This window comes from Nocardioides marinus (assembly GCF_013408145.1).
Taxonomy (GTDB): domain Bacteria; phylum Actinomycetota; class Actinomycetes; order Propionibacteriales; family Nocardioidaceae; genus Nocardioides; species Nocardioides marinus.
This window is the reverse complement of record NZ_JACBZI010000001.1, coordinates 1,717,256-1,739,249: the sequence shown is the minus strand read 5'-3', so window position 1 is coordinate 1,739,249 and position 21,994 is coordinate 1,717,256. Positions and strand designations below refer to the sequence as shown.

The window sequence follows — 21,994 nt, the reverse complement described above, 5'->3', positions numbered from 1 at the left end:
CGCCCATCTCAGGCCACGAACTGCAGGTCGGAGGTGAGCCAGCGACCGTCGACCAGCACCAGCTCGAGGCGCAGGCGGAAGGCGCGGGCCACCGGCTCGTCGTCGGTCTGGGCGTTGGCCACGGTGCCGGTGGTGGCCGCCAGGACGGTCGCGGAGTCGGCGTCGGCGTCCACGACCCCGATCCAGACGACCTCGCCCTCCATCACCGAGCGGTTCTCCTCGAGCACGGTCAGGACCCCCTCCGTGGACTGGTCGTACTGCTCGGCGAAGTCGCCCGTCGCACCCTGCGCGACCGCCTCGATGCTCTCCTCGGCCCGGTCGTAGCGGATGTTGACGAAGGCCTCGGTCTCCGCGGTCGCCGCGGCCAGGATGGCGCCGTAGCGTCCCGCCATGTCCGCGTCGTCGGCCTCGTCCCCCTGCGCCTGCCAGACCGCGACGCCCAGGAGCACGGCCGCGCCGGCCAGGACGAGGGCGAGGACGACCAGCCCGGTCACCAGGCGGGGCCCGGCGATCACCGGCTCCTCACCGGACCCACCAGCAACCACGTCCACGCGTCCTCCCCCAGGATCGACAGGTCAGGCGTCCCGAGGAACCGTACCGGCTCCCCCGCTGCGTCGACCGCCCCGGACAGCACGCCGGTGAGCGGGTCGTAGGAGCCGCTGAGGGCCGGGGCTCCCGTCGCCACGCGGCGCGGCCCGGTGTTGGTGCCGTCGGCGTCCGGGGAGTACTTCGGCCCGCGCATGCCGTACGGCGGCCCGGACTCGCAGCGCGCCGGGAAGATGGGACCGTCCGAGAGGTCACTGCCCGGCCGCCAGTCCTCGGGCGGCTTGAAGCCCTCGGTGCACGGCGGCACCGAGTAGTCCAGCTGCAGGTTCACGTGGCCGTAGCCGTCGGCCGGGGTGCCGGTGAAGCCCGAGGAGATCACCCGGGGATAGGTGACCAGGAGCTGCTCGAGCCCGGCGAGGTGGCTGACCACCACCTGGTTCAGCGACACCGCGTGCCCCAGCAGGATCGGCAGGGTCGGCTCCAGGTCGGAGAGGAGCGCCTCGAGCTCGCGCGCCGTGCCCGGCGTGCCCTGCAGCACCTGGCGCAGCGGCCGGTCCGAGCGGCGCAGCGAGCCGGTGAGCAGCCGCAGGTCGCGCGACAGCGAGCGGATGTTCTCCTGGTTGTCGCGCTGGGTGCGCAGCACCGTCAGCCCGTCCTCGAGCAGGGCGATCGTCTCGTCGGTGTGCTCGGCCGCCTCCCGGACGAACCGGCCGCCGTCGTCGACCAGCGCCTGCAGCGCGCCGCCGGTGTCGTCGAACATCGTCCCGAGCTCGGCCACCACCGACTTCAGGTGCCTGCGGTCGACGCCGGAGACGAACTCGTCGAGCTCCACGAGCAGGTCGCCCTCGTCCACGGGCAGCGAGTCGGCTCCCCCGCGCAGCACGTCGCCGTCCTGGGCGTACGGGCCCTCGGAGCCCTCCGGCTCGAAGTCGAGGTACTGCTCGCCGACCGCGGAGAGGTTGTGGACGTACATCGGGGAGTCCACCGGCAGCCGGGTGCCCTCCTCCAGGCGCAGGGTGACCGTGAGGCCCTCGCGGGTCGGCTCCATCCGCACGACCTTGCCGACCTTGACCCCGCGGTAGGTCACCTCCGAGCCCTCGAACAGGCCACCGCTGCCGGGCAGGGTGGCCTGCACCGTGATGCCGCGGCCGAGCAGGCGGTCCACCACGCCGAGGTAGGTCCCGGTGATGTAGACGATGCCGACGGCCGAGAGGACCAAGAACGCGGCGATGCGGATGCGGGTGCCCCGGGTCATGCGGCACCTCCCCCGACGAGGTCGGCCAGCGTGGGCGGGGCGGTGCCGCGCGCGGCGGGTGCACCGAGCAGTCCGTCGAGGAGCCCGTCCAGCCCACCGCCCAGGAGCCCGCCGAGGTCCTCCAGTCCCGGGAGGTCGGGCAGCAGGTTGAGCACCTGGCACACGGCCTTCTCCTCGTGGGCGGGACGGCGGCACTTCTTCTTCAGCTGCGTCAGCAGGTCGAGGTCACCGAGCACCTTCGTGCACGGCGCGCTGGTGAGGCTTCCCGAGGCCAGGCACTGGAGCACGAGACCGACCGTCTCGACGGGGTCGGGCACGTCCACGGGGGGCAGCACGCCGCCGCCGGGAAGGAGGTTCTCCAGGCTGATGTCGGCGCGGATGGAGGTGTTGGCGTAGTCGCCCTTGACGATCTCGGAGGCCTCCTTGGGGAACGGGAAGCTGATCAGCAGGTTGAGACCCGGGGCGAGGTGGTCGCCCGCCGCGTTGAGCTGGCGCAGCACCGGGCGCAGGTCGCGCAGCGAGGCCAGCAGGTCCTCCTTGCTGGCGCGGATCACCCGCGTGCCCACGGTGCCGAGCTCGTCGAGGGAGCCGAGCATCCCCACCAGCTCGTCGTGCTGCTCGCGCAGCACCCCGATGGCGGGTCCGGTGGCGTCCAGCGCGTCGGTGATGACCTGCTTCTCCCGGTTGAGGGTGCGCGTCAGGCCGGCGATGGACTCCATCGCCCGGATGATCTCCGCCTTCTGCTGGTCCAGCGTGCCGACGACGTCGGAGAGGTTGGCCAGCAGCCCCTTGAGCCGCTCCTCGCGACCGTCCATGACGTCGTTGAGCTCTCGGGTGATGGTGCCCAGCTGGGCGACCCCACCACCGCTGAGCAGGTAGGACAGCGCGCCGAGCACCTCCTCGACCTCGGGGTTGCGGCCGGTGGCGGGCAGCTCGATGCGGTCGCCGTCCTCCAGCCGGCCGACCGGCTCGCCGGCAGGGGCCTCGAGGGCGACGTACTTCTCACCGAGCAGCGAGACCTGTCGGATGTCGGCGACCGCGTTGTCGGGCAGCTCCACGTCGTCACGCACGCGCAGCGTCACCCGTGCGTGCCAGCCGATCCGCTCGACGTCGACGACCTCACCGACCGTCACGTCGTCGACCATCACCGGGGACCGGGGCACGACGTTGAGGACGTCGGCGAAGTCCGCGGTGACCTCGAAGGACTCGTCGGCGTCGACCGGGGAGCCGGGCAGCGGCAGGTCGTAGGCACCGTCGAAGTCGCACCCGGCGAGCAGCAGGGTGCCCGCCAGGGCCGCAGCCAGCAGCCGGACGCCGCGGAGGGTGCGCGGACCCATCACCGACCACCTGCCAGCAGGTCGGCGAGCGCGGTGCCCCCGGGGCTCGGCCGGTTGGCCGTGCCCGACGGGCGCCCGCTGTGCTCCGGCGGGATGAACGGGATCTGTCCGGTGATCGGCTCCAGCAGCATGGCGAACAGCTCGCAGGCGAGGTCCTTCGAGGCCCGAGGGAGTGCCGACTGCTGGACGATGCCGCACAGGAACCCGTCGGCGTCCCACACGTTGCCGCCGATCCCGATGCGCGAGCCGATCGAGTTGGAGTCGTTGTTGAAGGCGAGGGCCAGGTTGCACATCGCCACGGGGGCGACGGTGAGGGCGGTGTCCAGGGAGTCGCGCTCGGAGTCGAGGTTCTTCACGACCCGGGTCAGCTTCTCGACATCGGTCACCAGCGCCTCGCGGTTGTCGCCGACGAAGTCCTCGACACTGCCGACGGCCCGAGCCACCGCGGCCAGCGCGGCCGAGATCTCCTGGCGCTCGTCCGCGAGGTCGGCCGAGACGCCGGCGAGGTCGCGCAGGAAGGCGCGGACCAGCCGGTCGTTCTCGGCCAGGGTGCCGGTGAAGGTGGCCAGCTGGGTAACGGTGTCGAAGAGGTCGCCGCTGCCCTCGCCGAAGGTCGTGGCTGCGGCGGAGAGCTCGCGGATCATCCGGTTGCCGAGCTCCCCCTGGCCGCTGAGTGCCTCGTCCCCGGCCCGCAGCAGGTTGTCGAGGGTGCCGTTGCGGTTGACGCCGTTGGGCCCCAGCGCCTGGGAGAGGTCGCGCAGGGAGCGGTAGATCCGGTCCAGCTCGACGGGGACCCCGGTGTCGGGCAGGGCGATGTCGGCGCCGTCGGCCAGCACCTCGCCGCCGGAGTAGGCCGGGGTCAGCTGGACGTAGCGGTCGGCCACCAGGGTGGGGGTCACGATCGCGGCCTGGGCGTCGGCGGGCAGGCGGACGTCGGCGTCGTACTCCATCTTCACGGCGACCGAGGTGCCGTCGGGTGTCACCGAGGTCACCCTCCCGACGGTCACGCCGAGCACCCGGACGTCGGTGCCGACGAAGACGCTCACCGCGCGCGGGAAGTGCGCGGTGACGGTGTGCGGCTCCCGGTCGTCGCGCAGCGCCAGGAACGCCGTCGTGGCGAGCAGGCAGGCGACGACGGCGATCGCGACGCCGCGTCGACCGAGGGCACGCAGGACCGACGCGGCGGGGTTCTGGCGGGCGGTGGGTGTGGCCATCAGTCCTTGAGCCTTCCGGGCTGGAACTCACCGGTCGGGATGGCCAGCAGGTTGACGACGTAGGCGTCGAACCACGGCCCGGTGCCGATGATGTTGCCGAGGATCGAGACGTAGGGCCCGAGCGCCGCCATCGTCGCCTTCAGCTCCTTCTCCTTGCTGGTCAGGAAGTCCAGGAGGTCCTCCACCTCGCGCAGCGCCGGGGCGATCTGACGCTGGTTGTCCTCGGCCACGCCGCGCAGCTCGTCGGCGAGCCCGCGCGCACCCACCAGCAGCCGGTGGATGGCCTGCTTGCGACGGCGCACCTCGGCGAAGACCAGGTCGCTGCGCTCCATCAGCGTCACGACGTCCTCGCTGCGGTCGGCCAGCAGGGTGGAGACGTCCTTGGCCGAGGACAGCAACGAGCGGATCTCGGTGTCCCGGGAGGCCACGGCACGGCTGAGGTCGGCGATCCCCGCCATCGAGGCCTCCAGCTCCGGGGCCGCCTCGTCGACCGTCCCCGCCAGCACGTCGAGGGCCTCGACCAGCTGGTCGGTGTCGATCTCCTCGGTGGTGGTCGTGAGGTCGCCGAAGACCCCGACGATGTCGTACGCCGACTCCGTGCGCTCCAGCGGGATCGGCTCGTCCTCGGGCTGCTGGTCCGGGCCGGCGGGGTCGAGCTGGAGGTACTTCTCGCCCAACAGGTTCAAGACCTCGACCGACGCCCGCGACTCGGTGCCGAACTCGACGTCGTTGTCGACCTCGAAGGTCACCAGGACCCGGTCGCCGACCAGCTCCAGGCCCTGGACGCGGCCGGAGCGAATCCCGCCGACCTGCACCATGTTGCCCGTGCGCAGACCGGAGCCCTCGGCGAACCACGCCTGGTAGGTCGTGCCCCCGAAGCCGGGGAACTTGGAGAGGTTGAACGCCGCGGCCATGACCAGGACCATCACCAGCAGCGTGATCGTCCCGAGCCGCAGGATCTGGGCGTCGGAGTGGCGGGCCATCAGTCCTCACCCCCGGCCTCGTCGGCGCCGTTGCACCGCGGCGCGGTGGAGTGGAACTCCAGGTCGTTGAGCTGGTCCAGCAGGACGTCGAGCCCCGGGATGCCCTCGAGCTCGGGCAGCGAGATCTTCCCCGAGAAGCCGCAGAGGTAGTAGTTGTACCAGCTGCCGTAGGTGCCGGTACGGGTCTGGTCGGTCATCGACTCGGGCAGCCGCTCGACCAGCTCCACGAGCACCTCGCGGTTGCGCGGCTGGTTGAGCAGCCGCGCCAGCCGTCGCAGCTCGGCGACGTCGTCCTCGAGCAGTGGACGCCCCCGGGTGAGCAGGTCGGCGACCTCCTCGGTGAGCTCGGAGATGCTGCCCAGGGAGGAGCCGATGAGCCGCCGGTCGCGGGCGAGGTCGCCCATCCAACGCTTCAGCTCCACGATCAGTCGGGTCAGCTGGGAGTGGCGGGAGTCGACGGTGCGCAGCGTCTGGTCGAGGTTGGTCACGACCCGGCCGATGAGCTCGTCGCGCTCGGCGAGGTCGCCGGTGAGCGAGGCGGTACGGCGCAGCAGCCCGGCCACCGTGCCGCCCTCGCCCTGCAGGACCTGGACGAGGTTCAGCGAGAGCTCGTTGACCTGCTCGGGCTGCAGCGCCTGGAAGAGCGGCTTGAACCCGTTGAACAGCGTGGTGAGGTCCAGCGCCGGGCTCGTCCGGGCGACCGGGATGGGCTCGCCGGGGTCCTGGGCGGGTGCGGTGTCGCCGTCGCGCCCCTCCTCCAGCGCCAGGTAGCGGTCGCCCACGAGGTTCAGGAAGCGGATCTCGGCCCGGGAGGAGGTCGTGAGCTCCACGTCGGCCTTGACCCGGAAGGTCACCAGCGCGGCGGAGCGCTCGTGGTGCTCCACGGAGCGGACCTCCCCGACGCTCACCCCCGCGACGCGGACGTCGTCGCCCTTCTCCAGCATCGAGGCGCTGGTGAACACCGCGGTGTACTCCCGCCCGGCGCCGAAGCCGACGTTGCCCATGATCGCGGCCAGTAGACCGGTGACGAGGATCGAGACCACGGTGAAGATCCCGAGCTTGATGGCCGCCGAGATCGTGGCGAGGTTGCGCTGGTCGGTGATCACGAGGACACCGCCTCCCCGCGCACGACCGGGCCGTAGAGCAGTGAGCCCAGCGCGCCGTAGCCGCCGGCGTCGCGACCCGACCGTCCGGCGAGCAGGGCGTTGAGGACCTGCTGGTCGCCGGGCGTGCCGGCGTACCCCATGGAGACCCGGCCGGCGGCCGGGTCCAGGAGCGCCCCGAGGTAGGGCAGCTTGCTGTCCGGGGGCCGGCTGTCGATGTCGGAGCCGTCCCGCAGCGGCTGGGGCCCGATCGGCTCGGGCGGGTCCGGGAGCCCCAGGCACCAGGGACCGCGGCCGACCTCGCCGTACTCGGGCCGGTCGTCCTCGTCGTAGGCCTCGTACTGAGAGCTGAACAGCTCGAGGTACTGCTTGACCTGGTTGCCGCTGAAGGCCTTCGACAGCCGTGGCTCGTAGTTCTCCGCGCCCTCGAGCAGGCACGGCAGCTGGGGTGAGTAGACGGCCAGCAGGCGCAGCAGCGGCGCGGTGACCTCGCCGACGCGGATCAGGTCGGACTCGTTGTCGGCCAGCACCCGGGTCGAGGTGTCGGCGAGCCCGCCGAGGTCGGTGAAGAAGGTGTCGAGCTGTTGGCGCTTCTCGGTGATCGTGTGACTGGTCACCGTCAGGTTGCCGAGGACGTCGAGGAGGTCGGGTGCGGCGTCGTCGTAGGCGTCGGCGACGTCGGCCAGCGCTGCGAGGTCCTCGCGCAGCGTCGGCAGCGCGCCCCGGATGGCCACGAGGTAGCCGTCGAGGTCGTCCAGCGTCTCCCCCAGCACCTCTCCACGACCCTCGAGCGCGGTGGCCAGCGCGTTGAGCGTGGCGTTGAGGTCGGCGGGCCGGACCGCCCGCAGGAGCGGGAAGAGCCGGGCCAGGATGCGGTTGAGCTCGACGTTGGTCTCGACCCGCTCGGCGGGGATGACCGCGCCGTCGGAGATCGCCGCGCCACCTCCGTCCTCGGGGACCACGAGGGACACGAACTTCTGGCCGAACAGCGTGGTCGGGAGGATCTCGACGGTGACGTCCTGCGGCACCTGGCGGGCGGACTCGGGGTCCAGCGCCAGGGTGATGCGGGCGACGTCGTCTCGCTGCTCGATCCCGCGGACCTGGCCCACCAGGGCGCCGTTCATCCGCACGTCGCCGAACTTCGCCAGCTGCAGACCGGCGCGCTCGGCCTCCACCACCACCGTGGTCGAGGACTCGAAGACCTTGGCGTAGACGGCCACGCAGAAGGAGAGCAGCAGGCCCAGGATCGCGAGGAAGACGACCCCGGCGACAAGCAGCCGACGGTGCTCGGCCGGGGAGTCGTGGTGGATGTTGACCAGCATCAGCGCCGCCTAGCCCGTGATCCGGACGGTGGTGGTGGAGCCCCAGATGGCGAAGCTGAGGAAGAAGTCGGCGACCACGATGGTGACGATGCTGGTGCGGATGGCCCGCCCGACCGCCATCCCGACGCCGGCGGGCCCCCCGGAGGCGGTGTAGCCGTAGTAGCAGTGGATGAGGATCACCGCCGTCGCGAGCACGAGCAGCTTGCCGAAGGACCAGATCATGTCGATCGGTGGCAGGAACTGCAGGAAGTAGTGGTCGTAGGTGCCCGGGCTCTGGCCGTAGATCAGCGTGACGATGAGTCGCGGCGAGAGGTAGGAGGCGCACAGGGCGACGATGTAGAGCGGGATCACCGCCACGAACGCGGCGATCATCCGCGTCGTCACGAGGAACGGCAGGGAGGGGATGCCCATGACGTCGAGGGCGTCGATCTCCTCCGAGATCCTCATCGCGCCGAGCCGGGCGGTGTAGCCGCAGCCCACGGTCGCCGCGAGGGCGATCGAGGACACCAGCGGTGCCACCTCGCGGGTGTTGAAGTAGGCGGAGATGAACGCGGAGAACTTGGCGACGCCGAGCTGGCTCAGCGAGGCGTAGCCCTGGATGCCGACCTCGGTGCCGGCGAAGAACGCGAGGAACGCGATCACCCCGACGGTGCCGGCGATGAGCGTCAGCCCGCCGGCGCCGAAGGTCACCTCGGCGAGGGTGTTGACGATCTCGCGGGGGTAGCGACGGATCGCGCGCGGCGTCCAGGCAAGTGCCTTGACGTAGAACAGCAGCTGGTCGCCCTTCTGCTCCAGCGAGGCCCGCCGGCCGGAGACGAAGGCGCTCCCGAGTGCGCCGAGTGTGCTCATCCGATCGCTCCTGCTCACAGCCCCGGCGGGGGGACGACCTGGAAGTAGATGGCCGTGATCACCGCGTTGAGGAAGAACAGCAGCATGAACGCGATGATCACCGACTCGTTGACGGCTCGACCCACACCGCTGGGGCCGCCGCCGGCACCGAGGCCCTTGTAGGCGCCGACGATCGCGGCCAGCCACCCGAAGACGACCGCCTTGATGCAGGAGATGTAGAGGTCGGTGATGCTGGCCAGCGCCGTGAACGAGCTCAGGAAGGCACCTGCGCTGCCACCCTGGATGATCACGGTGAAGAAGTAGCCGCCGCCGATGCCGGCCCCGATCACGATGCCGTTGATCATCAGGGCCACGAACATCGTGGCGAGCACCCGGGGCACCACGAGCCGGGCCAGCGGGTCGACCCCGAGCACCTCCATCGCGTCGATCTCCTCGCGGATCTTCCGCGCACCCAGGTCCGAGCAGATCGCCGACCCCGCGGCGCCGGCGATGATGAGGGCGGCGGCGATCGGCGCCGCCTCGCGCACGACCGCGAGGACCGCCGTGGCCCCGGCGAAGGACTGGGCGCCCAGCTGCCCCGTGAGGTTGCCGACCTGCAGGGAGATGACCGCACCGAAGGGGATGCTCACCAAGATCGTGGGCATCAGCGTCACGCTGGTGATGAACCACGCCTGCTCGATGAACTCGCGCAGCTGGAACCGCGTGGTGAACATGCGACGGGTCACGTCGACGACCATCGCCGCGATCTCCCCCGGCCCCCGGACGACCGAGGCAGCACTGACAGCCATCCGTGACCTCCCCATCGCGTGTGGCGGCGCCCACACTAGAACGTGTTCTCGTCATGCTCAATCCGCGACGCGCCCAAACCTCCCACGACCCTCGTCCCACCACACCCGGACGGGGCCGCACCTAGACTCGGGCCGGACACGACGACGGACGGGGGTGAGGGACGTGGGTCTGGTGCCGGGCGCCTGGAGCAGCTTCGACCTCGACCCCCGCGTGCCCGCCCACCGGGGTCTGCGGGCCGGCGACCTCGACCGCGCGACCGCCGCCCACCTGCTCGGCGAGGCGTACGCCGAGGGCCGGCTGGACCCCTCCGAGCACGACGAGCGCGCCACCGCCGCGACGCGGGCCCGCCTGCTGGGTGACCTGGTGCCCCTGCTCGAGGACCTCGTGCCGCCCCTGTCGCCGGAGCCCTCGAGCAGCTCGGGCCTGGCCCGCGCGACGCCGGCCGAGCTGCGGGAGCGGGCGGCGGCGACGTACGCCAAGGACCTGCGGTCCGCGGTGATGGGCTTCCTGGTGCCCTCGGTCATCTGCTGGACGATCTGGGCCCTGACGACGCCCGGCGAGTTCGCCTGGCCCCTCATCGTCTCGGCCGTCACGGCCTTGAACGTGCTGCGGATGCTGGTGCAGCGCCAGGACCTCGTCTCCGACCACGTCCGGTCGCTGGAGAAGAAGCAGGTCAAGGCCATCGCGCGCGAGGAGCGGGCCGCGGCCCGCGAGGAGCTGCCGTCGCAGAAGCTCAAGGAGGCCGCCCGGGCCATCGAGCAGGACGTCGTGCGCCGCGTGAGCGAGCGCTTCCGCCCTCCGTCGTCCTGACCGGGCCTCAGTCGACCACGGTGAGCTGGTAGGCGGTGCCGCGGACCACGGTGAGCCGGTCCCTGCCGGTCGCTGCGCGCAGCTTGCGACGCAGGCCGGCGACCTGCACGTCGATGAGGAAGTCGGAGGCGATGAAGTCCCCGCCGCGCACCTCGGTCGCCAGGTCGGCGCGCTCCATCGGCTCGCCCGCCTGCCGGGTGAGCGTGACGAGGAGCTTGGCCTCGGTCGGTGTCAGGGGGACGTTCTCGTCGCGGTGGCGCGTCGCCCCGGTGAGAGGGTCGACCAGCAGGCCGCCCCCGAGGTCGGTCAGCTCCACGTCGGCGGAGCGGACGACGACGGCCGCTTCCTCACCGCCGTCGCCGGCTCGTAGGCCGCTGCGCGGCCGGCGCAGCAGGGCGGTGGCACGGGCGCGCAGCTCACGCGGCGAGAACGGCTTCGCGAGGTACTCGTCGGCGCCCACCTCGAGGCCGATCAACCGGTCGGTCTCCGCGTCGCGGCCGGTGATCATGATGATGTAGGCGTCGGTGAACCGGCGCAGCCGCTCGCAGATCTCGGTGCCGTCGGCATCGGGCAGCGTCAGGTCCAGGGTGACCAGGTCCGGCTGCCGCTCCCGCGCCAGCGCGAGGGCCTCCTCCCCCGTGCCCGCCACGCTCACGTCCATGTCCAGCCCCTCCAGGACCATGACCACCAGGTCGGCGATGTCCGGGTCGTCGTCGACGACCAGCGCCCGGTGGCGGGACTCGGTCATCGGAGCGCTCCGAGGCCACGGAGCGGGACTGTCAGAGGCACGGGCACGCCCCCACCGTAGTGCGCACGGGGTGCGCGTGCCGCGCCCGAGGGGTGTCTCCGCTCCGAGCCCCCGGATAGCCTGTGCGCTCCTGGCACCATCACCCCGACGGCATGACGAGGAGACCCGACGTGAGTGCGGCCGAGGACCTGCGTCGCCAGCGGGCCGTCGATGGGCTCGGCCTCTCCGAGCCTGGCGCCCACCCCCGCCTGGACCGCATCACCCGCCTGGCCTGCCTGGCCCTCGACGTGCCGATGTCAGCCGTGACCGTGCTCGATCGTGGTCGGGCGCGCTTCCCCAGCGCCCACGGTTTCGATCCCGTCTCCGTGCCCGAGGGCGAGACCTTCTGCCGCACGACCATCGACGAGTCCGACGTCGACGGCCCGCTGGAGGTCACCGATGCCACGCGTGACGACCGGTTCCAGGACCTCGCCGTGGTCCGTGACGGTGTGCGGTCCTACGTCGGTGTGCCGCTGCGCGACCACACAGGGACGCCGGTGGCGACCTTCTGCGTCTTCGACCGGCGGCCCCGCGAGCTGACCCGGGACCAGCGCGAGGCCCTCGAGGACCTCGCCGCATGGGCCGAGCGGGAGCTGGTCGCGTCCACCGAGATGCAGCAGGCCAGCCGGGTCCAGGCAAGCCTGCTGCCCTCGCGCCCGATCCGGGTCGGGGAGTGGGACGTCGACGGGCTGTGCCTCCCGGCGATGGCGGTCGGCGGCGACTTCTACGACTACGAGGTCATCGGCGGGGTCCTCCATGTCAGCCTCGGCGACGTCATGGGCAAGGGCACCGGCGCCGCCCTCATCGGCGCTGCGACGCGCACTGCTCTGCGCGGCACGGCGCAGGCCGTCTCGGCCGGGGTCGACCTCGGCATCACCATCACCCAGGTCGCCCGGTCGATGCTCGACGACCTCGAGCGGGCCGAGTCCTTCGTGACGCTGATCGATCTCGCGGTCGACCTCGAGACCGGCACCGTCCGCTTCGTCGACGCCGGTTCCGGACTGCTCCTGCTCGTCCGGGCCGACGGGACTCCCGTGCGGCTCTCGGGCAGGGGCCGTCCACTGGGCGTGCTCCCCGACGACTGGTGGGAGCAGGTCGAGGTCACACTCGAGCCGGGGGACCGGCTGATCCTGTTCAGCGACGGAGTCCTGGACCTGCTGCCGGACCCCGAGGCGTGGCACGAGGCAGTCGGGTCCTGGGTCGCCGATGCCCCGGACATCCCCACCCTGCTCACCAACGCCGCCCGCCACGTCACGGACGTCGCGGCGCTCGACGACATCACGATGGTCGCGATCTTCCGACAGACCCCGGCGCTGCTGTCCTGATGGCCCGTCGCCAGCGCGCCCCGCTCTCCCCCGAGGCAGCCGAGAACCGCCGCCGTCGGCGTCTGCTGCAGATCCGCGTCGTGGTCGTCCTGACCTCCCTCCTGGGCCTGAACTACGTCACCTGGCGGTGGATGTTCTCGGTCAACTGGGACGCCTGGTGGATCGGCGTGCCCCTGGTGATGGCCGAGACCTACAGCCTCATCGACTCCCTCCTCTTCGGGCTGGGGATGTGGCGCCTGCGCGAGCGTGGCGAGCCGCCCGTGCCCCCGCCGGACCTGACGGTCGACGTCTTCATCGCCACCTACAACGAGCCCATCGACCTGGTGATGACCACCGCCCGGGCCGCCCAGCAGATCCGCTACCCCCACCGCACCTGGATCCTCGACGACGGCAACCGTCCGGAGATGCGAGCGGCTGCGGAGGCCGAGGGCATCGGGTGGTTGACGCGGTCCTCGGACTGGGCCGGGATGCCGCGGCACGCCAAGGCCGGCAACCTCAACAACGCGCTGCTGCACACCGACGGCGAGTTCATGCTGATCCTCGACGCCGACCAGATCCCGCTGCCGGAGATCCTCGACCGCACCCTCGGCTACTTCGACGACGAGAAGATGGCTCTGGTCCAGACGCCGCAGTACTTCGTCAACGTCCCCGACGACGACCCGCTGGGCAGCCAGGCCCCGCTGTTCTACGGCCCGATCCAGCAGGGCAAGGACGGGTGGAACTCCGCGTTCTTCTGCGGCTCCAACGCGGTCATCCGACGCGAGGCGCTGATGCAGCTGGGGATCAGCCGCTACGTGCACGAGGTCGAGACCGGGGTGCGGAAGGCTCTCGACAGCGCCCGGTCCGTCGTACGCCGCTCGCGGGCCGCACTCGACCCGGCCGAGGTCGAGGTCCGCGCCGCCCTGGACGCGATCCTCTCCGACATCGGCCGGGCACGCCGCGAGCTGGCACGCGGCGTCCCGCTGTTCGACGTGACCTTCAGGTTCCAGCAGCGGGTCGCGGCGGTCCGCCGATCCCTGGTCGCCGAAGACCTGGCCACGCTCCAGGCCGACCTGTCCGTCCTCTCCGAGCTCGAGGACATCGCCGCCGACCCCGAGATGTCGCTCGGGGCCATGGACGCCGGCGACCTCGGGAGGGTCCTGGCCCGCGACCTCTCCCCGCTCGCCGCTGTCGAAGCGGTGGAGACGTTGGTGCGCGCCGTCGATGTCGACCGCGCGGGTGAGGCCCAGGCGATCATGCCCCTGGCGACGATCTCGGTCACCGAGGACATGGCCACCTGCATGCGCCTGCACACCCTGGGCTGGCACTCGGCCTACCACGACGAGGTCCTGGCGCACGGCCTGGCGCCGGAGGACCTGCAGACCATGCTGGTCCAGCGTCTGCGCTGGGCGCAGGGCACCGTGCAGGTGATGTTCCGGGAGAACCCGCTGGTGCAGAAGGGGCTCAGCCTCGCCCAGCGGTTGATGTACTTCTCGACGATGTGGAGCTACCTCTCCGGGTTCGCCGCGATCGTCTACATCGGCGCCCCGGTCGTCTACCTCACCATCGGCGTGCTCCCCGTGCAGGCGCTCTCCACCGAGTTCTTCCTGCGCCTCATCCCCTTTCTCGTCGTCAACCAGCTGCTGTTCTGGCTGGTGGCCGACGGCAGACCCACCTGGCGCGGGCAGCAGTACTCCCTCGCCCTCTTCCCCGTGTGGATCAAGTCCTTCACCTCGGCGTTCGGGAACGTGTTCCTCAAGCGTCCCCTCGACTTCGCCGTCACCCCCAAGACCAAGCAGGAGCCCCAGGGTCCGGCGTGGCACCTGGTCAAGCCGCAGCTGTGGGCCATCGGGCTGCTGGTGGGGGCGATGGTCATCGGTGTCGTGCGCATCCTCGCGGGCCAGGCCAACACCGCCGGCGCCGTGTTCAACATGGTCTGGGTCGCCTTCGACCTGCTGATCTTCTCCGTCATCATCCGAGCCGCCCTCTACCGCGGCTACGAGCCGCCCGACCCGCCCACCTCCGAGACCGACGACCCCAGCACGCTGCCCGCCACCGAAGGAGCCCACTGATGGACCTCGACGTCACCACCCGCCCCGACGGCATCGCCGTCGTCGTCCCCCGGGGCCGCCTGAACATGGTCTCGGCCAGGAACCTGAAGGAGACGCTCGGCGAGCTGGTGTCCGCCGGGACCACCCGGATCGTGGTCGACATGGGCGAGACCTCCTTCCTCGACTCCTCCGGTCTCGGCGCCCTCATCGGCGGGCTCAAGGCGGCCCGCCAGGCCGGTGGCGACCTCCGGGTCGCGCGCCCCACCCCGGCCGTCGTGTCGGTCTTCGAGCTCACCAACCTCGACCGGGTGCTGCGCGCCCGCGACAGCGTCGAGACGGCCTTTGATGAGTGAGCCGTCCCCGGAGGTGGTCGCCCGCCTGGTCGACCAGCTCGCCTGGTCCCCGGGTCGGCTGGTCCTCACCGCTCCGGCCGACCCCGAGGTCCTCGACCTGGTGCACTCCATGCTCGAGCACCTCCACACGCGGGGGGTGGACGTCAGCGCCTCGGCCAGGATGCGCTTCGAGATGGCCGTCATCGAGGTCCTGGGCAACATCGTGGAGCACGCCTACGCCCACGACGCCGCCCTGCCCGACGTCGCGGCCTCGGAGGTGCGCCGGTTCGAGATCCGGCTCGCGGTGACCGACACCCACCTCGCCGCCTCGCTGAGCGACAACGGCATGCCCGTCAGCCTGGACCTGGGCGACCTGCCGATGCCCGACGAGATGGCGGAGTCCGGCCGCGGACTGGCGTTGGCCGCCGCTGCACTGGACGTGTTCGAGTTCGAGCGGGTCGGGGCACGCAACCACTGGCGGCTCGCCTGCCGTCTCGACTGAGGGCCCGACGCAGGTGTCCCTACCCTCCCCGACGTCGCGGGTCCGGCCGATCCACGCGCTGCGCTCGTTGCAGGCCCTGGTGCTGCTGTGCGCCGCCGTGCTCGCCTGCCTCCTCCCGGCGACCGCGGCTGCAGCGACCGACGACGCCCGGCCCACCCCCGCCCCCGGCGCCCCCTGGTTCGGCCCGCAGCTGGACTGGGAGACCGACTCGGCCGAGGACTACCAGCAGCGCCTCGGCAGCTCGGCTGCGCTGTACGGACAACGGGTCGCCTACCCGCTCACCGACGACTCCCGGTTCTTCCTCCAGCGGCTCGTGCGGCAGTCGGCGGCGCAGGGTGCTGTCCCCGTCCTGAGCCTCGAGCCGTCCCTGCCGCTCGGCGAGCTCACCGACGACCACGCCGCGGAGCTGGCCGAGGAGCTGGCCGCCCTGCACGCCGAGCTCGGCACGACGTACCTGCTGCGCTTCGCCCCGGAGATGAACGGCACCTGGTACTCCTGGGGCCAGCAGCCGGAGGCCTACGTCCGTGCCTTCCGGCTCCTGGGCGGCGTAGTGCACGACCAGACGCCGTCCGCGGCGATGGTGTGGTCGCCGGTCTACGGCGCCGGGTACCCCTACGGCGCGGCGTACGGCGACGTCGACCCCGACCGTGAGGCCGACGTGGAGGCGTTGGACACCGACGGCAACCGACGCCTGAACTCCGGGGACGACCCCTACGGCCCCTTCTGGCCGGGCGAGGACGCGGTGGACTGGGTGGGGTTGACGCTCTACCACTTCGGGCCCGACCGCGGGCGGGTCGACAACGAGCTCGACGACCCCGCCGTCGGCGGCGAGACCGGCGACGTCGAGACCAGCACCGGGTTCGAGACCGACGTCGCCCCGCGACCGGGCGCCTTCCGGGCCCGGTTGGAGGAGGTCTACGGCTACGGCGCGGGCGGCGGGCGGCGGCCGTTCTACGACCGGTTCGCCGAGCGCTACGGCAAGCCCCTCCTGGTCGACACCGGCGCCGTGTGGCTCCCGGATCCCGAGGGCGACCCGGAGCTTCGCATCAAGCGCTCGTGGTGGCGCCAGGTCCTCCGGGCCGACGCGGACCGGCCGCTGATCGGCGGCATCCTCTGGGTCGAGGAGCGTCGTCGCGAGGCCGAGGTCCGCGATCGCACCGTCGACTGGCGGGCGACCCGCACCCCTCGGCTGGCCCGCGCGTTCCTGCGGGACCTCGAGGGAGAGGTCGACCTCGGCCCGGTGACCCCGCCGACCGCGAGCACCCCGGACCCCGATCCGCAGGACGGGCTCCCGGGTGGGTCCGGAGCCGACGACATGACGCCTGCCCCGCCCCTACCGGGGACGGCGGCGCTGCCCCGTCCGACCGCTCCGGGCCTGGCGGTCGGCGCCGGCGGACTGCTGCTGGTGCTGGCGCTCAGCTGGGCAGCCGGTCGGCGCCGGCCGGCCTGGGCCTACGACCCCGCGGTCGACGCGGTGGCCGGGCGCGATGCCCGTCTCGATGCGGCGCGCGGGGTGCTCCTGCTGGGGTTGGTCGCCGCCCACGTCGAGCTGCTCGCCACGACCGACGGCCCCGTGGCGCACGTGATGGGGGCGGTCGTCGGCCCCGAGGCGTTCGTGCTCGTCGCCGGGCTGGCGGTGGGGTTGCAGCACGAGGCCGTCGCCGCCCGGGCGGGCTGGCTGGGAGCCGCCTCGGCGCGATGGGCGGTCGCATCGCGCTGGTGGGCCCTCACCGTCCTGGTCGCCCTCGTGGTGCTCGGGCTGCGCTACCTGCCCGGCTCGGCGGCCGCCGCGGTCACCCACTGGCTGCCCGGATCCGGCGGGGAGGACCTCTACGCCCGCTCGGCCCCGCTCCTGGAGTACCCGCCGCCGTGGTGGGCTGTGCGCGAGCTCTTCGAACTGCGCACGGTCCCGTGGCCGTTGTCCATGCTCGGGTTGCTGGTCGTCCTCTCGCTGCTCGCCCCGCTCGTGGTCGCCGCCCTACGGGCCCGGCTGTGGTGGGCGGTCGTCGCGCTCTCCTGGACGACGTACGCCGCCGGGGTGCTGTGGACCCCCGACTGGACCATGGGCACCTGGGAGACGGCGTACCCGCCGCTGCTGTGGCAGGTGGTTTTCGTCCACGCGGTCGTCCTCGCCCACCACCGGCACGACCTGGCCGCCGTGCTGGCTCGCCCGCGGGTGCGTGCGGTCGGCGCCGGCCTGCTGGGCGTGGTGGCCGCGGGCTGGTCGGCCGTGTCGCTGTGGGCGGCGCTCGACGGTGGCGCCCTGGCGGACCGACTGGTCGGGCTGAGCAGCGGTCGTGAGCTGCCGGTCGTGCGGCTGCTGCTGGTGACCCTCACCGGCCTGGCGGCCTGGCTGCTGCTCACCCGCTGCTGGCGCCCGCTGGCCGGCACGGTCGCACCCGTGCTCACGGCCCTCGGGCGACGGGGCACCACGGTGCTCGCGGTGCACGTGCTGCTGCTGGTGCTGCTGGCAGCCGTCGTGGCCGGGCTGCCCGGCTGAGCCGCACCGCCCCGCTCAGGTGGCCGAGCGCGCCGCCTGCAGGGCGGTCCGGTCGATGACCCGGCGGGCCCGTCCGCGGAATCGGGCGAGCTGGAGCAGGCCGAGCGTCCACAGGAGGTACTGCGTGGACATCGCCCACACGAAGGCCTCGGGCGGGTAGTCCGTCCCGCTCCCGGGGGTCCGCCAGTCCAGGACCAACCCGATCATCACGACCAGGACCAGGCTGGCCGAGAAGCCGCCGACGTTGATGATCCCGGTGGAGGAGGCCAGCCGCTCGGGCGGGTTGGAGGTGCGACCGACGTCGAAGCCGATCATCGAGGCCGGTCCGCCGACGCCGACCACGATGACCAGGAGCACCAGCAGCGCCAGCGGCGCAGGCCCCGGCCAGGCCAGCACCACGCTCCAGACCACCACGATGGCGCCCACGATCACCAGCGCCATCGACGAGCGGTGCCAGGGGTGCAGCCCCACCAGCCAGCCCAGCACCGGCCCCGCGAGGACCACCGCCACCACGAGCAGCGTGAGCAGCAGCCCGGCCTCCGTGGGAGTGCGACCCTCACCGCGCACGAAGAACGGGTAGCCCCAGAGCAGTCCCAGGCTGGTCGCGCTGAACTGGGTGCTGAAGTGGATCCAGAACCCCAGCCGGGTGCCCGGGTGGGCCCAGGAGGCACGCAGGCTCGAGCGCACCGTCGCCCACGCCAGGACCGCCCCGCGGTGGTGCCGCTCCCCCGGTGCGTCGCGCAGCGCGATCGCGCCGCCGAGGGCCAGCACCACCCCGACGGACGCGGAGAGCAGGTAGGCGCCGGTCCACCCGAGCGCGCCGAACGCCCAGGTCATCGGCGCCGCGGCCAGGATCGCCCCGCTCTGCCCGAGCGTGCCGCTGACCTGGGTGAGGAAGGGGATCCGCCGTGGCGGGAACCACGTCGCCACCAGCCGCAGCAGGCAGATGAAGGTCATCGCGTCGCCGATGCCGACCAGCGTGCGCGCCAGGAGCGCCAGCACGAAGGTCTCCGACAGCGCGAAGCCGACCTGGGCCACGGTCATCACCACGGCCCCGGTGAGGATGACGCTGCGCGGCCCGAACCGGTCGACCAGCAACCCCACGGGGACCTGCATCGCGGCGTAGACCAGCAGCTGGAGCATCGTGAACGTCGCGAGCTGCGCGGCGGTGATGTCGAACCGCTCGGCCGCCTCGAGGCCCGCCACGGCCAGCGAGGAGCGGTGGAAGACCGCGAGCAGGTAGAGAGAAACCGCCGAGCCCCAGACGGCCCAGGCCATGGCACGGGGCGGGGGCGGGAGGCTCACGGGCGCCATTGTGCTCCTCTTCCCCACACCCCGGTGTACCGGTCCACCTCCCTCTGGCTGGCCGGGCGTCCTAGGGTCGCGGCGTGTCCCGTCGCAGCCACTCCCACGACCCTCGTCCCGGTGGCGTCCTCGGCCCGCGGCCCTCGGCCGTCCTGCTGGGCGCCCAGCTGCTGGTGGTGCTCGCCTTCCCGTTCCTCGAGGGCAGTCCCGGCGGGCGGGCGGTGCTCGGCGTGGGCCAGATGCTCGCCGTCGGTGCCGCCGTCGCCGCCGTACGCCGGACCCCGGCCCTGACGTGGGTCGCCCTGACCCTCGGGGCGCCTGCCGCGGTGTTCACGGTGCTCGAGGCGGTCGTGGCGGGCGAGGGCGGGGCCGAGTGGATCGTGCTGACCTCCGCGCTGCTGCACGCACCGTTCTACTTCTACGTCTCCTACTCGATGATCCGCTACGTCTTCCACGACGACCGGGTCACCCGCGACGAGCTCTACGCCACCGGCGCCGCGTTCACCGTGGTGGCCTGGGGCTTCGCCTACGTCTACGCCGCGGTGCAGGTCGTGTGGCCGGACTCCTTCGCCGGCACCGGGAGCGAGGGGGTGCGAAGCTGGTTCGAGCTGCTCTACCTGTCCTTCTCGGTGCTCACCAGCGTGGGGCTCTCCGACGTGGTGCCGGTCGGTGCGCACGCGCGGTCGCTCGTGGCGGTGGAGATGATCGCCGGTGTCCTCTACGTCGCCCTCGTCGTCTCGCGGCTCGTGGGCCTGGTGGTCAGCCGCCAGGCGATGAGGGCGGTCGAGAACCCCTCAGACGAGAACTGAGCAGCCCTACTTGGTGGCCTCCATCATCTGGCGGAGCTCCTTCTTCAGCTCGCCGATCTCGTCACGCAGGCGGGCGGCGAGCTCGAACTGCAGCTCTGTCGCGGCCTCCTTCATCTGGTCGGTGAGGTCCTGGATGAGCTGGGCGAGGTCGGAGCTGGGCATCCCGGCGAGGTCCTTGGCGTGCGCGCCGGCCGCGCCCGCGCCCAGCGCGGGGACGGGCTGGCGCTTGCCGGCCTTGCCCGCGCGACCCTTGGCCTCGGTGCCCGCCCAGGTCTCGAGCAGCGCCTGGGTGTTCTCGTCCTCGCGGGCGAGCATGTCGGTGATGTCGGCGATCTTCTTGCGCAGCGGCGTCGGGTCGATGCCGTGGGCGGTGTTGTAGGCGATCTGCTTGGCCCGGCGCCGGTTGGTCTCGTCGATCGCGGCCTCCATCGAGGGCGTGATCTTGTCGGCGTACATGTGGACCTGCCCCGACACGTTGCGGGCCGCGCGGCCGATGGTCTGGATCAGCGACTTGTCCGAGCGCAGGAACCCCTCCTTGTCGGCGTCGAGGATCGAGACCAGCGACACCTCCGGGAGGTCGAGGCCCTCACGCAGCAGGTTGATCCCGACCAGCACGTCGTAGGAGCCCATCCGCAGGTCGCGCAGCAGCTCGATGCGCTTGAGCGTGTCGACCTCCGAGTGCAGGTAGCGGGTGTCGATGCCGGCGTCGAGGAGGTAGTCGGTGAGGTCCTCGGACATCTTCTTGGTCAGCGTGGTGACCAGGACCCGCTCGTCCTTCTCGGTGCGCAGCTTGATCTCGTGGATGAGGTCGTCGATCTGGCCCTTGGTCGGCTTGACGACGACCTCGGGGTCGATCAGGCCGGTGGGGCGGATGATCTGCTCGACGACGTGCGGCGGCTTGTCGCCGCCCACGAGGTCGAGCTCGTAGTCACCCGGGGTGGCGGAGAGGTAGATGGTCTGCCCGATCCGCTCGAGGAACTCCTCCCAGCGCAGCGGCCGGTTGTCCATCGCGCTCGGCAGCCGGAAGCCGTGGTCGACGAGGTTGCGCTTGCGCGACATGTCACCCTCGTACATCCCGCCGATCTGCGGGACCGCGACGTGGGACTCGTCCACGACGAGCAGGAAGTCCTCGGGGAAGTAGTCGAGCAGGCAGTTGGGGGCCGAGCCGGGGGCACGGCCGTCGATGTGCATGGAGTAGTTCTCGATGCCCGAGCAGGAGCCGACCTGGCGCATCATCTCGATGTCGTAGGTGGTGCGCATCCGCAGCCGCTGGGCCTCCAGCAGCTTGCCCTCGCGCTCGAAGCGGGCCAGCTGCTGCTCGAGCTCGGACTCGATGCCGGCGATCGCGCGCTCCATCCGCTCGGGACCGGCGACGTAGTGGGTGGCCGGGAAGACGTAGAGCTCGGAGTCCTCGGTGAGCACCTCCCCCGTCACCGCGTGCAGCGTCATCAGCCGCTCGATCTCGTCGCCGAAGAACTCGATGCGCACCGCGTGCTCCTCGTAGACCGGGAAGATCTCGAGGGTGTCGCCGCGCACCCGGAAGGTGCCGCGGGTGAAGGACATGTCGTTGCGGGTGTACTGGATCTCCACCAGCCGGCGCAGGATCGAGTCGCGGTCGTGCTCCTGGCCCACCCGCAGTCGCAGCATCCGGTCGACGTACTCCTGCGGGGTGCCGAGGCCGTAGATGCAGGAGACCGTGCTGACGACGATGACGTCGCGTCGCGTCAGCAGCGAGTTGGTCGCCGAGTGCCGCAGCCGCTCGACCTCCTCGTTGATGGAGGAGTCCTTCTCGATGTAGGTGTCGGTCTGCGGGACGTAGGCCTCGGGCTGGTAGTAGTCGTAGTAGGAGACGAAGTACTCCACCGCGTTGTCGGGGTAGAGCTGGCGCAGCTCGTTGGCGAACTGCGCGGCCAGCGTCTTGTTCGGCTGCAGGACCAGCATCGGCCGCTGCAGCTGCTCGGCGACCCAGGCCACCGTCGCGGTCTTGCCGGTTCCGGTGGCGCCGAGCAGCACGACGTCCTTCTCCCCCGCCGAGATCCGCTTGCTGATCTCCGCGATGGCCGCGGGCTGGTCGCCGGAGGGCTCGTAGTCGGAGACGACCTTGAAGGGGGCGACGCGGCGCTCGAGATCGGTGACGGGACGCATGCGTCGAGCCTACGAGCCCGCACCGACAACGGGGTGGGGCCTTCCCAAACC

Annotated in this window: 19 protein-coding genes; 7 read left to right on the top strand and 12 right to left on the bottom strand. The window is 71.8% G+C overall.

Annotated elements, in window-relative coordinates; genetic code table 11:
- Positions 1 to 8: 8 nt before the first annotated feature.
- From BKA05_RS08235 to BKA05_RS08195, 9 genes are read right to left on the bottom strand one after another with little or no spacing between them, the layout of a single operon-like run.
- A complete protein-coding gene (locus BKA05_RS08235) occupies positions 9 to 515 on the bottom strand; it encodes a hypothetical protein (protein ID WP_179531005.1) in 507 nt (168 codons plus the stop codon).
- A complete protein-coding gene (locus BKA05_RS08230; RefSeq protein WP_179531004.1) occupies positions 512 to 1,801 on the bottom strand; it encodes an MlaD family protein in 1,290 nt (429 codons plus the stop codon). Before BKA05_RS08230 ends, BKA05_RS08235 begins: the two co-directional genes overlap by 4 nt.
- Positions 1,798 to 3,138: an MCE family protein gene (locus tag BKA05_RS08225; RefSeq protein ID WP_179531003.1), complete on the bottom strand. Its 1,341-nt coding sequence runs from the start codon at positions 3,136 to 3,138 to the stop codon at positions 1,798 to 1,800. The genes BKA05_RS08230 and BKA05_RS08225 overlap by 4 nt, the downstream gene beginning before the upstream one ends.
- Positions 3,138 to 4,352, bottom strand: a complete 1,215-nt coding sequence (locus BKA05_RS08220; RefSeq protein WP_179531002.1) for an MCE family protein — start codon at positions 4,350 to 4,352, stop codon at positions 3,138 to 3,140. Before BKA05_RS08220 ends, BKA05_RS08225 begins: the two co-directional genes overlap by 1 nt.
- The gene (locus BKA05_RS08215) at positions 4,352 to 5,335 is read right to left on the bottom strand and encodes an MCE family protein (RefSeq protein ID WP_179531001.1); all 984 of its coding nucleotides are present in this window, start codon (positions 5,333 to 5,335) and stop codon (positions 4,352 to 4,354) included. Before BKA05_RS08215 ends, BKA05_RS08220 begins: the two co-directional genes overlap by 1 nt.
- Positions 5,335 to 6,441, bottom strand: a complete 1,107-nt coding sequence (locus BKA05_RS08210; protein WP_343045573.1) for an MCE family protein — start codon at positions 6,439 to 6,441, stop codon at positions 5,335 to 5,337. The genes BKA05_RS08215 and BKA05_RS08210 overlap by 1 nt, the downstream gene beginning before the upstream one ends.
- Positions 6,438 to 7,760: an MCE family protein gene (locus BKA05_RS08205; protein WP_179531000.1), complete on the bottom strand. Its 1,323-nt coding sequence runs from the start codon at positions 7,758 to 7,760 to the stop codon at positions 6,438 to 6,440. Before BKA05_RS08205 ends, BKA05_RS08210 begins: the two co-directional genes overlap by 4 nt.
- Before the next feature lie 9 nt (positions 7,761 to 7,769).
- Positions 7,770 to 8,609 carry an MlaE family ABC transporter permease gene (locus BKA05_RS08200; protein ID WP_179530999.1) on the bottom strand — a complete coding sequence of 280 codons (840 nt, stop codon included), beginning with the start codon at positions 8,607 to 8,609 and terminating at the stop codon, positions 7,770 to 7,772.
- A 14-nt stretch (positions 8,610 to 8,623) separates the two neighbouring features.
- Entirely contained in the window at positions 8,624 to 9,397 is a 774-nt protein-coding gene (locus BKA05_RS08195) for an MlaE family ABC transporter permease (protein ID WP_179530998.1), read from the bottom strand.
- A gap of 163 nt (positions 9,398 to 9,560) precedes the next feature.
- Here BKA05_RS08195 and BKA05_RS08190 point away from each other — a divergent pair, with 163 nt between their 5' ends.
- Positions 9,561 to 10,208: a DUF1707 domain-containing protein gene (locus BKA05_RS08190; protein ID WP_218842364.1), complete on the top strand. Its 648-nt coding sequence runs from the start codon at positions 9,561 to 9,563 to the stop codon at positions 10,206 to 10,208.
- A gap of 7 nt (positions 10,209 to 10,215) precedes the next feature.
- Here the strand turns inward: BKA05_RS08190 and BKA05_RS08185 are convergent, their stop codons facing one another.
- Complete coding sequence (locus BKA05_RS08185) at positions 10,216 to 10,956, bottom strand: response regulator transcription factor (protein ID WP_179530996.1); 741 nt, start codon at positions 10,954 to 10,956, stop codon at positions 10,216 to 10,218.
- A 170-nt stretch (positions 10,957 to 11,126) separates the two neighbouring features.
- Between BKA05_RS08185 and BKA05_RS08180 the strand changes: the two genes are divergently transcribed.
- Genes BKA05_RS08180 through opgC form a run of 5 tightly spaced genes read left to right on the top strand, consistent with a single transcriptional unit; the run spans position 11,127 to position 17,684 of the window.
- Complete coding sequence (locus BKA05_RS08180; protein ID WP_179530995.1) at positions 11,127 to 12,320, top strand: SpoIIE family protein phosphatase; 1,194 nt, start codon at positions 11,127 to 11,129, stop codon at positions 12,318 to 12,320.
- Positions 12,320 to 14,371, top strand: coding sequence for a glycosyltransferase (locus BKA05_RS08175; RefSeq protein WP_179530994.1), 2,052 nt, complete (start codon positions 12,320 to 12,322; stop codon positions 14,369 to 14,371). Before BKA05_RS08180 ends, BKA05_RS08175 begins: the two co-directional genes overlap by 1 nt.
- Positions 14,371 to 14,703, top strand: coding sequence for an STAS domain-containing protein (locus tag BKA05_RS08170; RefSeq protein WP_179530993.1), 333 nt, complete (start codon positions 14,371 to 14,373; stop codon positions 14,701 to 14,703). Before BKA05_RS08175 ends, BKA05_RS08170 begins: the two co-directional genes overlap by 1 nt.
- A complete protein-coding gene (locus BKA05_RS08165) occupies positions 14,696 to 15,184 on the top strand; it encodes an ATP-binding protein (RefSeq protein ID WP_179530992.1) in 489 nt (162 codons plus the stop codon). Before BKA05_RS08170 ends, BKA05_RS08165 begins: the two co-directional genes overlap by 8 nt.
- A gap of 13 nt (positions 15,185 to 15,197) precedes the next feature.
- Positions 15,198 to 17,684, top strand: a complete 2,487-nt coding sequence (gene opgC / locus BKA05_RS20265; RefSeq protein ID WP_179530991.1) for an OpgC domain-containing protein — start codon at positions 15,198 to 15,200, stop codon at positions 17,682 to 17,684.
- Between the two features lie 15 nt (positions 17,685 to 17,699).
- Here opgC and BKA05_RS08155 read toward each other — a convergent pair whose 3' ends face one another.
- The gene (locus BKA05_RS08155) at positions 17,700 to 18,989 is read right to left on the bottom strand and encodes an MFS transporter (RefSeq protein ID WP_343045572.1); all 1,290 of its coding nucleotides are present in this window, start codon (positions 18,987 to 18,989) and stop codon (positions 17,700 to 17,702) included.
- Between the two features lie 83 nt (positions 18,990 to 19,072).
- On the opposite strand from BKA05_RS08155, the gene BKA05_RS08150 reads away from it, so the two are divergent.
- The gene (locus BKA05_RS08150) at positions 19,073 to 19,798 is read left to right on the top strand and encodes a two pore domain potassium channel family protein (RefSeq protein ID WP_179530990.1); all 726 of its coding nucleotides are present in this window, start codon (positions 19,073 to 19,075) and stop codon (positions 19,796 to 19,798) included.
- A gap of 6 nt (positions 19,799 to 19,804) precedes the next feature.
- Here BKA05_RS08150 and uvrB read toward each other — a convergent pair whose 3' ends face one another.
- On the bottom strand, positions 19,805 to 21,943 hold the full coding sequence (gene uvrB / locus BKA05_RS08145) for an excinuclease ABC subunit UvrB (RefSeq protein ID WP_179530989.1): 2,139 nt from the start codon (positions 21,941 to 21,943) through the stop codon (positions 19,805 to 19,807).
- Between the last annotated feature and the right edge of the window lie 51 nt (positions 21,944 to 21,994).

What these genes read in the sequence shown, in the direction of transcription:
- BKA05_RS08200 (WP_179530999.1), bottom strand. Translation starts at nt 8,609, where the DNA reads ATGAGCACACTCGGCGCACTCGGGAGCGCCTTCGTCTCCGGCCGGCGG.
- BKA05_RS08215 (WP_179531001.1), bottom strand. Translation starts at nt 5,335, where the DNA reads ATGGCCCGCCACTCCGACGCCCAGATCCTGCGGCTCGGGACGATCACG.
- BKA05_RS08225 (WP_179531003.1), bottom strand. Translation starts at nt 3,138, where the DNA reads ATGGGTCCGCGCACCCTCCGCGGCGTCCGGCTGCTGGCTGCGGCCCTG.
- BKA05_RS08230 (WP_179531004.1), bottom strand. Translation starts at nt 1,801, where the DNA reads ATGACCCGGGGCACCCGCATCCGCATCGCCGCGTTCTTGGTCCTCTCG.
- BKA05_RS08205 (WP_179531000.1), bottom strand. Translation starts at nt 7,760, where the DNA reads ATGCTGGTCAACATCCACCACGACTCCCCGGCCGAGCACCGTCGGCTG.
- BKA05_RS08165 (WP_179530992.1), top strand. Translation starts at nt 14,696, where the DNA reads ATGAGTGAGCCGTCCCCGGAGGTGGTCGCCCGCCTGGTCGACCAGCTC.
- BKA05_RS08195 (WP_179530998.1), bottom strand. Translation starts at nt 9,397, where the DNA reads ATGGCTGTCAGTGCTGCCTCGGTCGTCCGGGGGCCGGGGGAGATCGCG.
- BKA05_RS08175 (WP_179530994.1), top strand. Translation starts at nt 12,320, where the DNA reads ATGGCCCGTCGCCAGCGCGCCCCGCTCTCCCCCGAGGCAGCCGAGAAC.
- BKA05_RS08185 (WP_179530996.1), bottom strand. Translation starts at nt 10,956, where the DNA reads ATGACCGAGTCCCGCCACCGGGCGCTGGTCGTCGACGACGACCCGGAC.
- uvrB (WP_179530989.1), bottom strand. Translation starts at nt 21,943, where the DNA reads ATGCGTCCCGTCACCGATCTCGAGCGCCGCGTCGCCCCCTTCAAGGTC.
- BKA05_RS08220 (WP_179531002.1), bottom strand. Translation starts at nt 4,352, where the DNA reads ATGGCCACACCCACCGCCCGCCAGAACCCCGCCGCGTCGGTCCTGCGT.
- BKA05_RS08170 (WP_179530993.1), top strand. Translation starts at nt 14,371, where the DNA reads ATGGACCTCGACGTCACCACCCGCCCCGACGGCATCGCCGTCGTCGTC.